Here is a 13,937-nt window from a genome sequence, read left to right on the forward strand (position 1 = left end):
AAATGAAACGATTATTTTTATTAGTTACCGCATTGCTGCTTTCTGTAGGAATGTCTGCTCAGGAAACTGAAGTAAAAAAAACAACCCGTAAGGCCAAAGCCAAAACCGAGAAATCGGTAAAAGAAGCCGAAAGCAAAACGGAAAAGGCAACCAAAAAAACGAAAGAGAAAGCAGATGATGCGGTTAAAAAAACCAAAGCTAAAGTGAAAGACAACTCCGCTTCTGCTGTGGGAGATGCTAAATCGGATGCGGGAAAAGCGAAATCTAAAGTAAATAAAGCAGATGCTAAAGTAAAAGACGAAGCACACAGCGGTGAAAGCAAAACACAAAAAGCCAAAACCATGGCCAATAAAGCAGACGCCAAAGTTAAAGACGAAGCTAAAAGCGTTCCGAAAAAAGTAAAAGAAAAAGCAAGCAATGAAAAAGCTCCGAAAGTTGCCGACAAAGTAACCGGAGAATACAACGGAAAAAAAGTGTACACCGGGCCTCGAGGCGGTAAGTATTACATCAATTCCAACGGAAACAAAACGTATATTCAGGATTAAACACTCTAAACTAAAGGAAGACCGCAACCAAAAATTGCGGTCTTTTTACACCTCAACTTTTCTAAAAACAAGAAACTCAATCCTTGTTTTTTATTTAAATTGCAAATAAAAAATGCGCACCATTGGCTCTTTCTCCGCTTTGTGTTTTCTCTTTCTTTTTTCTTTTTGTATGTCTAAAGAAGAGCCGGAAACTCTGTTCAAATTACCTAAAAAACTAAAGGAAATTTCAGGAATGGAATATTCTTCCAAGTTACTTTGGGCCATAGCAGACAGCGGAAATGAGAACGAACTGTATCAATTAAATGCTAAGGGAGAAATTACCCATACTTTAAAAATAACGGATGCCCAAAACATCGATTGGGAAGATTTGGCCGCAGATCCAAAAGGCAATCTGTACATAGGGGATTTCGGCAACAACGATAACAAGCGAACCGATTTAGCCATTTATGCCATCAGTAAAGACTCTTTAAGCAAAAATGAATCTCGTTCCGTAGCGAAAATTCGTTTCAGTTATCCGCAGCAAAAAGAATTTCCGCCCAAAAAAACGGAATTGTGGTACGATGTGGAAGCTTTTGTGGTCTACAAAGACCACTTTTACCTGTTCACCAAAAACCGCAGCAAAAAATTTGACGGCACCACTTTACTGTACCGCGTTCCAAATCGTCCCGGAACTCATGCTGCCACTTTACTCGGATCCTATAAAACCCACGCCGATTATAACAACAATGCCATAACCGGAGCAGCAATTAGCCCCGATCAAAGTAAAATAGTCCTGTTAAGCCACAGTAAAATTTGGCTTTTTGAAGCGTTTACTTCCGATAATTTCTTTCAGGGAAAAGACACCGAACTGTCCTTAAAGCACTATTCTCAAAAAGAAGCAGTTACTTTTAAAGACAATTCGACGCTTTGGATTGCCGACGAAAAAGTAAAAAAATCCGGTGGCAATGTGTATCAGTTCTCTCTTAAAAACTTAAACTAAAGTAGCCGACAAAACGATTTCGGTGTTCAGCAATTTTGAAATCGGACAAATTTCTTTGGCTTTTTTAGCGGTTTGCTGAAATTCATCGTTACTGATTCCCGGAACGCTCCCTTTTAAATCCAGATGAATTTGCACTATCGCGCCGTCTTCGAAAGTTACCTTAGCTTCCGTATCTAAATTTTCTGGCGTATACCCTTCTCCGCTCAATAAAAAACTCAACTGCATGGTAAAACAACCTGCATGAGCTGCTGCAACCAGTTCTTCCGGATTGGTTCCAACCCCTTCCTCAAAACGACTTTTAAAGGAATATTGCGTATTGTTTAACGTAGTACTTTGTGTGGAAACGGTTCCTTTTCCTTCCATTCCGGTTCCTTTCCAGTTGGCGCTGCCTCTTCTTGTAAATTTCATGATGTTATGTGTTTGAATTAATAATCTTTTTAAAAACCAAAGCCCAGACCAAAGGCAATTCGGTTACCATCCGAGCTGTTAAAAAACGTCAATCGGGCGGTGACGGCATTTAGTCCGTTAAGCCAAACTCCACCTCCAACCGACTGATGCCATTTGTTGGAAGTTTCTCCGTCTAGCCATACGCGCCCATAATCATAACCCGTCAAAAGCCCATAACTCATCGGCACTAAACTCTGACGGATTTTACCCACTTCCCAACGCAAATCGGAACTCTGAAAAAAAGACTGCTTCCCCAGGAAACGCTGGTTGCGGAATCCGCGTAAATCGTAATCCCCACCTAAAGTTGCTCCTTGATAAAACTCATAATTGTTGTTCAATACGGCTTTTCCTTTAAAAAGCGTCCCAAACACTAATTTTCCGTTAGTGTTAATTTTATGACTGACCCCGTAGCTTGCCTCCAGATAAGGAAAATTCCGTTTCATATCAGAAAGGTTTGTTTTCCAACTTGCCAAAACCGAAAAACTCATTCCCATGGTAGGCTTGGAAACATTATCGTAATTCTCAAAACCGTATTTCAAATCAAGGTTTGCAAATTGTTGGTACTCAAAAACCTTCGGGTTTACCGCATAAGGCATATTCACAAAACGATTGTGCGTGCTTTCCACCTCAACATTTTCAAAACCGGCCTTAATTTGGATATCACCGCCGTTCTTACCCATTTTATGAAGCGAAGGTGTAACTTTAAAAATCTGAATTTTTACCCGGTTGTAATCCATTCCAAAAACATCGTCCTGATTTTGAGTTTCGTTTCCGTACCCAAAATAATTAATGCTGAAATTTGGTGTGGTGTATCGTGCATCCAATTCGAAATTCCATTTTCCGATCGCATTGGCAAACACGCCGTTGTAAAACAATTCAAAACCTTGAGTCGCAAAAAAGTAATTCCCTTTAAAACTTTGCTTTTGAGCATACGGATTGTTTACAAAACCATACTTCACAAAATTTATTGCTGCACCTAATTTTACTCCATCATCCGGATTAAAACCAGCCGAAGGAAACAACATGGTTGCATTAAAAGTCGGGCGCTTGTAATAATACTCGTTGCGCTCATATTCATCAGAAAGCAACTTTGTAGTACGATGGTCAACTGTAAAGGAATTGCCTTTGGATTTAAAATCGTGAATCTTGATTTTTTTTCCGTTCTCTACTAAATACGTATCCTGATTTTGTCCTCCGATAAGACGAAGCAGTACGTTGTTCGTTCCTTTTCCGTTTACTTCAAAAATATCCTCATCGTCCAATCCGTAGATCCAGATTTCTTTGGTTTGTGCTTTATCATATACTTTTGAAAAACGAAGCTCTTCCTTATCTTTTTTAAGTCGAAGTACTTCAATTTTTGTTTTTCCTTGTGGCAAACGGGTAATCCTAAACTTGTCTTTTTTATCGGTACCTAGTAGCAAAGCTTTTTTCCCAAGAATTTCACAGTACTTTATCGCAAATTCTTCCAGGCCTTTTTTTCGGGCTTTCAAATTGGTTTTCAATTCCTGAGTGATCACATCGGTGCTGATTTCTTTAGGAAGATTGGCAAACGCCTTATCGATTTTCTCATCCGAAAGATCCTCTACGAGTTTTTTAGCATAAGTACGCCAAACTTCGGGATCATTGTTTTTTATAAAAGCCAAATCCAGTGAATTGGCCGCAAAATTGAACCATTTCACATTCGGAAAGTCTTTTTTGAACGATTTCATGTGTCGTGCTGCCGGAATGTTTACAATCAAGCTGAGTAAATTACCGTCGATTTTGGCAAAAGCCTGATCCCTATCTCTAGGAATTGGTTTGTAGATTACTTTATCGCCTTGAAGATATTCCGCCCAACGCCATTGATCGGCGTGCCGGTCCCAATCCCCGATTAGCATATCAAAAAGACGTGCTTTAATATAGGCTTCTTCGTCCACCTGATACTTTTCATCTTTGCGGATGTTTGCTAAAAGATCGTCGGTACCAATAATTGCATCAGGCTTGCCGAAACTCGCTACGTCTTTTTGCTCATCGGTCGGACGCTCTTCTATCATATACAATTCATCACCAAAACCATTATTGTAATTCCCTAATGCAACTTGTTTAGGAATGTAAACCAACTTCGGATTGGAATGAAAAACGCCCGCTGACTCGGCTAAATCCCCAATAATGAAAGGAGTATAAGGGTGAGCTGTTGTATAATAATCGTAAATAAACTGTTCGGCTATTGTATTTTTGAACTCACTTTCGACATTCTGATCTTTAAAGGCCACGGTTTGCAAAAAACGGGAAGCACTTTTTTTCAGGGCGCGCATCACATATTCTTTACCTTCCTTATTTTTAAGACGTAACGACAACGACTGATGGCCTCCACCGGCAATTGTCGGTTTTACCCTTCCGTAAAGTGTATCGAGTAAAACTACAGGAGCCTCAACGGGTGTACTGTAATACTCACGATAATGTTTTCCCCATAAAAACTTGTAAAACCCGCTTTTAGAGGTCATTTCTTTGGAATAAATTGAAGCGGTAACCGTTTTATTTTCCGGTTTTGGATACGATTGTTCTTTATTGTTTTGGGTTGTAATTGCTGTGTGAGCAAAAAGCTCTTGTTCCTGATTGTTATCTGAAGAGAAAAAACGCACTACCGAACTGCCGTTTTCTTTTACCTGAACCATGACGTAACCATGTCCACCGTAAGAAAAATTAGTCGGATAGATCGCGCGTGCTGCCTCTTTTTTTGAAGCCGAACCACTAACCACCTGCTTAATTCCTTCGTATTCGATGTACTGCAAATTGTGTTCGTGTCCTGAAACCACAAGTACGTTTTCCTTATTCTGGATCATTGGCATAAAACGCTTTACAAACGCCTGATACTGCTTATTCTGAAGGTCTTGTGGGCTTATTCCCGAAGTTTTTCTAAGCAGGTTGATGTAAGAACCTAAAACCGGAACCGGAATTTTTAATTTGGAAGGATACAACTGTTTGTCCCAAGAAAACTGACCGCCATGCGGGCCATTACTTAGTAAAGGATGGTGAATTGCAATAAGCGTGGTTTTATTCTGGTTTTTATTGATCAGACTCTCCAGTTCTTCGAAGAATTTTTCTCTGGTTTTAATATCGCAATTATCGTTAATGGTAGGCTGGTTGTCCCAATCTTCCAAAAACCATTGACTGTCAATAACAATCAAGCCGATTTGATCGTTAATGTTTACGCTTTCAATACCACAGCTTTTTCTTGGCAAGAAGGCTTTTTTCTCTTTCAGGTATTCGTTTACAAAAAGTTCCTGTTGTTGTAAGCCTTTGATTCCGTGGTACCAATCATGATTTCCCGGAATGACAAAGGTTTTTCCTTTAAAGTTCTCCGTAATTTTTAGTTGATTACTCAATTTGGTTGCCGCCGCCGCATATTCCAGATCATTTTTATCAGACGGCATTCCTAAAGGATAAATGTTATCGCCCAAAAAAAGAAGTGTTGCGTTTTTATCCGAAGTCAGCAATCGTTTTTCAAGCTGGGACAGAGTTTGTTGGGTTTGTGCATCGTCTGCATTACCGGCATCGCCAATTAGATAAAACGTGTGAATTGTTTTTAATGAATCCGATGGCAATTGCTCAGTCGAAACTACAGTTTGTTTTCCGTATTGAGGATGATAAGTCGCACAAGCCTGCAAAATTAGAAGCCCCATCAAACACTTAAACAGTGCAGTATTTCGCTTTATTGATTCATTTACCCGAAACAATTTCATAATTTAGTAGTATTAAAAGTGCATCTTATGGATATTTTTCAAAACGCGGAAGATTTTGTTTTCAACTTACTCAAAGATAATCTTTCTATTTCATATACTTACCATAATTTTAGCCATACCCAAAAAGTAGTAAATGCTGCTAAAACCCTGATTAGCCACGAGGCCATAACCGATACACAAGCCGAAGCACTAGTCATGGCCGCTTGGTTTCACGACACCGGTTACATTAAAGGAATGGAAAGCCATGAAGAGCAAAGCGTTTTAATTGCCAAAGATTTTCTGGAAAAACACAACAAGCCCAGCGGGTTTATTGAAGAGGTAAGTTCTTTAATCAGGGCAACCGAAATTCAGCACGAACCGAAAAGCATATCCGAAAAAATAATAAAAGATGCCGATTACTGGCATTTTGCCAACGAAAATTACCTTTCCATCTGCCAATTGCTGCGTGAAGAATGGAAACTCACCCAAGGAAAAACCTTCAGCGATCTGCAATGGGCTTCGGAAAACAAACGAATCTTAACCACTTGCCATAGGTATTTCAGTTCGTATGCTAAAGAACACTGGCAACAAATAAAAGACCAGAATATTTTTCTATTACAGGAACAAATTCAAAAACTAACCACTAAACCCGAAGGCGGAACCAAATCCAACCTTAAAAAGAAAAAACTGGAAAAACTGGAGCGTCCCGAGCGCGGCATCGACACTATGTTTCGGGTAACATTGAACAATCATACCCGCCTGAGTGATATTGCAGACAGCAAAGCCAACATCTTACTTTCGGTAAACGCTATTATCATTTCTATTGCCTTATCCACACTGATTCCCAAACTGGACAGTCCGGGAAATGCTCATCTTGTCATTCCTACTTTTGTTTTACTGATGTTTAGTGTGATTTCAATTATTTTTGCCATAATGTCTACCCGTCCCAAAGTAACCAGTGGCATTTTTACCCGAAAAGATATCGAAGAGCGAAAAGTCAATTTGCTGTTCTTCGGAAATTTCCATAAAATGCCCTTGGACGAATACCAATGGGCCGTAAACGAACTCATGAAAGACCGCGATTACCTTTACGATTCCATGATTAAGGATTTATACTATTTAGGCTTAGTCTTGAACAGAAAATACAAACTGTTGCGTATCACTTATACCATCTTCATGATTGGAATCATCTGTTCGGTTTTTGCTTTTGTTTGGGCGTTTAAAAATTCAGGTGTTTAATTCAGAAGTACTTTTACGCGGATTGCTTTCAAACCGGAAACACCTTGTAAATCTTCTACTTCCAGAAATTCTACAGTAGGTTCGAGTACCTTTTGAAATTGAAGGTATTCGATGTATTTTTTGTATTCTTTCTCTTCGTCGGAATGTGAATAAACAATGGTGATTTTACCTTTTTCGGTAATGCGTTTTTGGGTTCCTTTTTCCATGGCTTTGTCGATACGTTTTTTAACCACTTCATAACGGGCATTGTATGAGCCGTCAACGTCGAAGCGCTTCTCATCCATTCTGAAACGAATGGTTATGGGCGAACTGAACACTAAGATTAAAGACGCAACTTCCAAATGATAAGGCAACGTATCTTTAAGCAGATAATGTTCTTTCTCCATTTGAGCCAACACGTGAAGCTGCCATAAACGCATATTGTAAAGGTAAGTGAGGTCAAAATTCGAATGAGGCGCTATGGAACTACCTATGTAAAGGTTGTGCTCTACTCCATCGGTATTAAAGCGTTCGAAATAATGCGGAAAAATCTCTTGTGCTTCTTTTTGCTTATTGTCTAAAACAACGCTAAGTTTTTTATTTATCGAAGTTAAAGTCGCATCGAATTTTTTTCGTTCCTGATAAAACGCTCCGGTAGTTTCATCAATTTTTTTAAAATAACTCCTGATTAATGAAAAAGCCGCGTCGCCTTCTTTTACATTTTTCAAAAACGGATGAATTTCAGTCTCGATGTACCGCTGAATTTGTTGCTCGGTATCGGCCTTTAAATTGAGAAACAAGTCTTTTAAAAAGGTTTCCAATTCAAATTTTCGCTGTTCCAGGATGATCAGGTTGGCTTCGGCATGCAGCAATTCTATAATTTCGATAAGAGCGTTCAACTGGTTTTTAATATCGTGTTGGGCGGCACGGTTTCTTGTGTCGGACGATTCTTTAATATCAATCTGTCCATAAAGCGGGAATACGTCCTTAAAGGTAATTTCCTTAAACACATATTCCGGATTAAAATGCTCGTTGAAAATGTACTTACGGGCTTCTTTTTGAAATTTCCAATACACACTTGGATGAATGGTGGTATATTCTTTTTGAATGACCACTTCAATTTTATTCTGAATATCGGAATTATAACGATCAATGGTATCAACGATGAACGGCATCACTATCTCCAGCTTCTTCGCGTTGAGGCTGTTGAGTTCGCCAATTCGCGAAGAAACCAGCTCCATGATTCCTAATAACTTGTCGTCTTTAACCACCGGAGCTAAAATACAGCTCTGTATGTTTTGAGAAAGCAGATGATTCCCAAAATAACGGTTCTCGTCCTGAGCAGCAAATTCAGAAACATTGGAAACCGCCAAAACACGACGCTTTTCGACTAAATTTTTATAAATCTCCCCGTTTTCCACTTCCTCACAATTCATCTCCATGTCCTCACAAAGCAAAAAACTTTTTATTTTCTTTTCGTAATTAGCTGCATTGAATTTTACCTCTTCCGACATAAAGGAAGTGAACCCAATTTTCAAATCGGAAATTTTAAAAATTGAACGGAAAATATTCTCGAACGACTCGCTAAAGTCGGTTTCTTCTCCATTGATTTTCAATAAATTACTTTTTAAGATAGAAACCGCATTTTCGGTAGTCGCATCAAAAAGAACCACAATACCAAAACCTTTCAAAATCCAGCTTTGCGGCGGAAATTTTTCTTTCCACAAATCAAGATTGTCAAAATTATCCATCAACAGATTAATGTCGTCTTGAGTGAGCTTAATGGAATTTTCAGTGGGAAGAATTTCTAAAAAGTCGGCATTATACAAAATCCGGTAATGCCTTAGGATGCCTTCAGCATCGGGAATATCATAAAACAAAGGCTTGCTAAAATCCAAATGTTGTTTGTAATACACATTAAGGATTAATGCACAGCTCATAATATAAAACTGATGCTGGTCGAAATCCCGAATGGTAATATCGAAATGCATTCCAGCATCTTTCAGGATTTTTTTAAACCGTTCGGTATAATTAAAGGTAATGTTTACAAAGGGAATAGTGACCGCTTTAATTTCATTGTGTGTTAAAGCCGTAGGAAACAAATCTGCCAAAAGATGATTGATAAGCGTTGCATTATCCTCAATTTGCTGCATGCTGGTAATCCCTTCCCTAAGCTCAGGAACAGCTGCCGTTTTCTCAAGCAAAGCCTTGGCATAATTGGAACGATAATCTACATCGGAAGCGGCAATATCTTCCAAAGTTTCAAGTACTTTATGAAACGATATTTTTATTTGAAACGGATTTTCCTCAAATTCGGTAAAGTTCATAGCATCACAACCTATTTAGCCTATAAAGTTACTAAATAAGGTTTTCATGTGCATCCGATTTTAAAGTTTCCTTAACCAAACCCTTTTGATCAATTAAACAAAAGCGTCCTTAAAAACAAAAAACCTTGTAAACTCAACATTTACAAGGTTTTATAATTTTCAACTGTGGAGAAGATGGGGCTCGAACCCACGACCTCTTGACTGCCAGTCAAGCACTCTAGCCAACTGAGCTACATCCCCAAAATTTTAAAGGCGTTTATCGATAAAGGTTATCGGTTTACGACTTGCTGGCACAAATATAATCTTATTTAGGATATCTTCAGCAACAAATTCAACTTTTGGTGTTACTCTTAATTTTGCCCTAAAATGATCCTTGATTGAGGCTAATAATTCTTCAGAATCCGTGTGCGCCGAAATCTTAATCAAAATCTCATCGGTACCCAATTCATTGGTAGAAATTTCAATGACGTGATTTTTTACTCCTTCAAAATAGGTAAGTAAATCGTGCATAGCCGGAGGGTACAAGGTTGTCCCTTTGTATTTTATCATGTGTTGCTTTCTTCCCACAACGGGCCCAACACGCAAAGTAGTTCTCCCGCAAAGACAAGGTTCGGTATGCAATTTAACAATATCACCTGTTTTAAAACGAAGCAGCGGCATCGCTTCCACCCCTAAAGTGGTAATGGTCAATTCGCCGCTTTCACCTTCCAAGACCGGCTGATCGTTTTCGTTTAAAACTTCAGTGATGATCAATTCGGGATGCTGATGCCCTCCTACAAAATGTTCACATTCGGTAAAGGCGGTGCTCATTTCCGTAGAAGCATAAGTTGAAAAAAGTTGCAATGACCACTTATCCGTGATCTTTTGTGTTAAGATTGATGGGGAAAAATCCTGGTTCCGAAGTGATTCCCCAATACAGATAACTCCTTTTACACTCGAGGCTTTATAATCAATGTTGTGCTGTTCTGCATATTCAATCAGTTTCAACAAAAAAGAAGGAACTGCAATGAGGTATTTGGGCTGGTATTTTAAAATCGAATCCCATTGAAGCTCAGGAATCCCAGCTCCTACCCGAATTACGCCTGCTCCTAATTTCCTCAAACCCATAAAATAAGCCAATCCTGCCATAAACCTTCGATCCATCGTGGTCATTAACTGAACCACATCGCCTTTTTTAATCCCTGCGCAGGCAAAGGAAATCGCCTCATTGTATGCAAGGCGCTCCAAATCGTTATCCGTAAGCCCAAAGGTTACCGGGCTTCCTAAAGTTCCTGATGTCGTAGCATAATCGATGATTTGGTGCATCGGAACACAAAAAAAATCATCGTTAAACTCCTGAAGTTGGGTTTTGGTCGTTACAGGAATTTGCTGTAAATCTGAAATGGTTTTTATGGTTTCAATCGCTATGTCATTTTTGGTGAATAACGATTGATAATAAGGCGAGTTATTTTTCAAATACACCAGCGTTTCCCTTAGTTTCTCATGTTGAAACTCACGGATTTCTTCCAAGGATTTTGTCTCTATTGCCGGTATCATCTTTGTTTTCTTTTACTTTTTTTCAGATAGTTTTCGATTCGCTCCTGATCAGGCACAGTGGTCACTTCTTTGGTTAAGGCTTTACTGAACTCGATTTCGGCAGCTTTAAACCACCCTTTTTCATAATAATATTTTCCTGCTTTGAAATATACATGCCAAAATTCGGGATTCAAGTTCTGATACTCGCTCACAAAATCTGCAGTTACAGTCTCTTTTTCTTGTATCGCTTTATCTAAAACTCGATCTTGAATTCTGTAATTTTCATAATCCGCATAAGCTTTCGAGTTTAGAAAATCGTCTTTGGCTATATTCAAGGATTCAGTTCCTAAAACTACAAAATCGTTTGATTTCTTGTTGAAAATTTTTCCCAAATCGTACGCTACAAATTCTCCAAGCTGGTACGGATTTGAAGACACCCAAACCAATTTGCTCTCCGGTTTAAAAATGATGCCGTGATGCGCCAAAAGCTGATTCAGTGCTTTTTCATTTCCATAGCCTAAGCTTTTCCCCTTAAGTCCGTCTGTATTTCTTAAAAGTTCCGCCATCTTTTTTGGATTCATAACAAGATCTTCAGCCAATACTTCTTTCATCTTATCAAAACGATACTGGGAATGACTCTCTTTGATTTGCTTAAGGTTACGCTCATCTTTTCGATAGGCTTCACTTTGAAAATGATTGGAGCAAATCAAGGTATTGTTGTTGGAAACCTCATAAACATCGAATTTTTCAGGTGAAACCTCAATAAGTACCGCTTTTTTATCTTTAGCACTTCCCACCATAATAGATTCTGAAACAAAAACTTTTCTGGTCTTAGCTATTGAAATAGCTCCCTCGATATCGGAAGCATATTGCAAAATTTCGCGTGCCAGAATTGAAATTGGTGTTTTGGCAACCATGGGTATTTCCGATTTTCCTGCGTTGATCGTTACTGTCAACCCTTGAAGATTCATTCCGGAAACCACCCCGATCATTCCGCCCCAACTCACACTCATAAAAGGGTGTCCTTGCGTTGGTTTTACAAACGAAATAATTTTATCCTGGGCAAATTCATCACCGGCATAAAAATCAAAATTACGTCCGATCAACAACTGACCGTCTTGGGATTTATCGCCCCAAACCGCCACCGAAGAACAGCCCACCAAAGCCAAATCCTGCAAGGCATGACCAATATCGTGAGCACTGTGCAGATAAAGACTTCTTAAGTATTTGAGCGCTATAAAATTGTATTCTTCTGAGGCATATTGTGAAAGACCGTAAATTTCCGTTTTGTATTCTTCCGATACATTAAGGTACATTTTTCGGTTGTACCATTTCAAAAACTGTCGAAGCAAGCGCTGTTTGAATTTAGAGGGAACGATTTCCTTGATTTTGGAAAAAAAGATGCGTTCCTGTTTTTGAATGAGCGGCTGTGATAAAGCGCCTATGACCTTCCCTCGCTCTAAAGCATCTCCAGAAACATACAATTCCCAGAGTTTTTGTTTGTTTTTTATCAAATAGTTGTCTCCCGAGGAAAACAACGTATCGGAATGCTTAAGCACCATTGGAACCTCTTGTTTATAACCTTCCACAATGGGTTGATGGTGAATCGATTTGGAAATTCCGCAGGAAAAGAGAACCAGCAGCAGCACAAAATAAGCCCCTATTTTAAGCCTGAATCTCATGACTTGGAAACCAATTCGTTATTGATTTTATTAATCAGATATGATTTACCTAAAATTTCCGAACACGTCACTACCGCCCCGATCGTTACCCCTAAAACGCCATGCATATTGATGCTTTGGCCAGTTAAAAACAGGTTCTCAATTTTGGTTTTCGGAGAAATAAACGTTTTCATTGGGTTGTTGGAATCTTTTACATAACCGTATAAATTCCCGTTATGCCCACCGATATAGTCCCTATAAGAAAGCGGTGTAGAAGCATAAATCGATTTAATATGCTGTCTAATGTCCGGGAATTTCTTCTCTAATTCGTCGAGAAAAACCTTGGTTTTTTGCTGTTTAAAGGCTTCGTAAGCCGCACCGCGTTCTTCCTTTTCCGCTACGGTATTATGGGTGGATTCCCACTGCTTCATTTCATCAAAGCGCATATAGGTTATCCCGGTTAAACTTTCCGCCCATTGCTGATTTTCAGAAGAAACATTCATGGAAGCCATATAACTTTCCGGCCAGCTTTTCTCCGTATACGATCCCGCATCCCAAATTCGGTTCGGATCTTTAAAATGGTAGTAATTATGATTGAGATACTTAACCGATTCGGGTTTGAAAACAATATAAATGCTAAAAGGAGCAATCAAAACCTCCAATTCCTGAATCCGATTGTAGTACGATTTTCGGAATTTGTCTTCCCCAATCATTTTCAAAGTAGTTTTCGGCTCAATATTCGAAATAAAAACATCTCCGAAATACTCTTTTCCATCTTTTGTTTTAGCAGAAACCAGTTGTCCGTTATCAAAACCAAAATCAACTACTTCACTGTGCTTATAGGCTTCCCCTCCATATTGACGAAGTTGTTTAATTAATTGTTTGGTGATTTGACTTCCACCATTGATGCAACGCCATGCACTTTGAATGTACGAGTTCACCGAAAGGGCGTGCACATAAAACGGGGTTTTATCGGCAATTCCGGCGTATAAAAAGTTAGAACCCGCCAAAACCGATTTGAGCTTCTCGTTTTGGGTAAGCTGATCAAAATACGCTTTCGCATTTACAGAAAGGATTTCCTCTTGGTACCCACTTCCTTCTTTAAGGTTGTACAAAGGAAACGAATCGCAGGTATAACGCAGGTTTTCACAATAATTACGAAGAGTTTTTTCCTCTTCCGGAAAAAATGGCTTGAGCTGTTCGATGAAATTTTCATAACCCTGAGCGTGCGGATATTCGTTAGGATCATTATCAAACGTGATAAAATCATAACCATCTTGGTTCATTTTCTGAAGCCTGAGCTGGTCCATAATTCCGAGGTACGAAAAATAGTTGTACAGGTTTTGCCCCTTTTCTAACCCGCCTATATAATGGATTCCGGTATCGAAAATGGTTTTGTCGCGCACAAAGGTTTGCAGGTTGCCTCCGTATTGGTTGTTTTTCTCCAAAACGCAAACACGCTTCCCTTCTTTAGCCATGATAATAGCGGAAACCAATCCACCTAGGCCGCTTCCAATGATAACTATGTCGTAACGATTGTTCAA

Annotated in this window: 9 protein-coding genes and 1 tRNA gene; 3 read left to right on the forward strand and 7 right to left on the reverse strand. The window is 39.1% G+C overall.

The window, feature by feature from the left end; all coding sequences use genetic code 11:
* Positions 1-2: 2 nt before the first annotated feature.
* Positions 3-545 carry a hypothetical protein gene (locus LZZ90_RS05425; protein ID WP_237789662.1) on the forward strand — a complete coding sequence of 181 codons (543 nt, stop codon included), beginning with the start codon at positions 3-5 and terminating at the stop codon, positions 543-545.
* Between the two features lie 169 nt (positions 546-714).
* A complete protein-coding gene (locus LZZ90_RS05430) occupies positions 715-1,524 on the forward strand; it encodes a hypothetical protein (protein WP_237789663.1) in 810 nt (269 codons plus the stop codon).
* Here LZZ90_RS05430 and LZZ90_RS05435 read toward each other — a convergent pair.
* On the reverse strand, positions 1,516-1,932 hold the full coding sequence (locus LZZ90_RS05435) for an OsmC family protein (RefSeq protein ID WP_237789664.1): 417 nt from the start codon (positions 1,930-1,932) through the stop codon (positions 1,516-1,518). The two genes, LZZ90_RS05430 and LZZ90_RS05435, sit on opposite strands and share 9 nt — an antisense overlap.
* 29 nt (positions 1,933-1,961) lie before the next feature.
* Positions 1,962-5,633, reverse strand: coding sequence for a metallophosphoesterase (locus tag LZZ90_RS05440; protein ID WP_237789665.1), 3,672 nt, complete (start codon positions 5,631-5,633; stop codon positions 1,962-1,964).
* 87 nt (positions 5,634-5,720) lie between these two features.
* Between LZZ90_RS05440 and LZZ90_RS05445 the strand changes: the two genes are divergently transcribed.
* Positions 5,721-6,911: a Pycsar system effector family protein gene (locus tag LZZ90_RS05445; RefSeq protein WP_237789666.1), complete on the forward strand. Its 1,191-nt coding sequence runs from the start codon at positions 5,721-5,723 to the stop codon at positions 6,909-6,911.
* Here the strand turns inward: LZZ90_RS05445 and LZZ90_RS05450 are convergent.
* The 5 genes from LZZ90_RS05450 to LZZ90_RS05470 form a co-directional block, all read right to left on the reverse strand.
* Positions 6,908-9,217: a GAF domain-containing protein gene (locus tag LZZ90_RS05450; protein WP_237789667.1), complete on the reverse strand. Its 2,310-nt coding sequence runs from the start codon at positions 9,215-9,217 to the stop codon at positions 6,908-6,910. The two genes, LZZ90_RS05445 and LZZ90_RS05450, sit on opposite strands and share 4 nt — an antisense overlap.
* Before the next feature lie 166 nt (positions 9,218-9,383).
* A tRNA-Ala gene (locus tag LZZ90_RS05455) sits at positions 9,384-9,457 on the reverse strand.
* A gap of 6 nt (positions 9,458-9,463) precedes the next feature.
* Positions 9,464-10,753 carry a phenylacetate--CoA ligase family protein gene (locus LZZ90_RS05460; protein WP_237789668.1) on the reverse strand — a complete coding sequence of 430 codons (1,290 nt, stop codon included), beginning with the start codon at positions 10,751-10,753 and terminating at the stop codon, positions 9,464-9,466.
* Complete coding sequence (locus LZZ90_RS05465) at positions 10,750-12,414, reverse strand: C45 family peptidase (protein WP_237789669.1); 1,665 nt, start codon at positions 12,412-12,414, stop codon at positions 10,750-10,752. The genes LZZ90_RS05460 and LZZ90_RS05465 overlap by 4 nt, the downstream gene beginning before the upstream one ends.
* The gene (locus LZZ90_RS05470) at positions 12,411-13,937 is read right to left on the reverse strand and encodes an NAD(P)/FAD-dependent oxidoreductase (protein WP_237789670.1); all 1,527 of its coding nucleotides are present in this window, start codon (positions 13,935-13,937) and stop codon (positions 12,411-12,413) included. Before LZZ90_RS05470 ends, LZZ90_RS05465 begins: the two co-directional genes overlap by 4 nt.

The organism is Flavobacterium sp. SM15 (assembly GCF_022012335.1).
Lineage (GTDB): Bacteria > Bacteroidota > Bacteroidia > Flavobacteriales > Flavobacteriaceae > Flavobacterium.

Bases quoted from the DNA above. Each gene is read 5' to 3' on its own strand.
- LZZ90_RS05465 (WP_237789669.1), bottom strand. From the start codon at position 12,414: ATGAGATTCAGGCTTAAAATAGGGGCTTATTTTGTGCTGCTGCTGGTT.
- LZZ90_RS05425 (WP_237789662.1), top strand. From the start codon at position 3: ATGAAACGATTATTTTTATTAGTTACCGCATTGCTGCTTTCTGTAGGA.
- LZZ90_RS05435 (WP_237789664.1), bottom strand. From the start codon at position 1,932: ATGAAATTTACAAGAAGAGGCAGCGCCAACTGGAAAGGAACCGGAATG.
- LZZ90_RS05450 (WP_237789667.1), bottom strand. From the start codon at position 9,217: ATGAACTTTACCGAATTTGAGGAAAATCCGTTTCAAATAAAAATATCG.
- LZZ90_RS05445 (WP_237789666.1), top strand. From the start codon at position 5,721: ATGGATATTTTTCAAAACGCGGAAGATTTTGTTTTCAACTTACTCAAA.
- LZZ90_RS05430 (WP_237789663.1), top strand. From the start codon at position 715: ATGTCTAAAGAAGAGCCGGAAACTCTGTTCAAATTACCTAAAAAACTA.
- LZZ90_RS05440 (WP_237789665.1), bottom strand. From the start codon at position 5,633: ATGGGGCTTCTAATTTTGCAGGCTTGTGCGACTTATCATCCTCAATAC.
- LZZ90_RS05460 (WP_237789668.1), bottom strand. From the start codon at position 10,753: ATGATACCGGCAATAGAGACAAAATCCTTGGAAGAAATCCGTGAGTTT.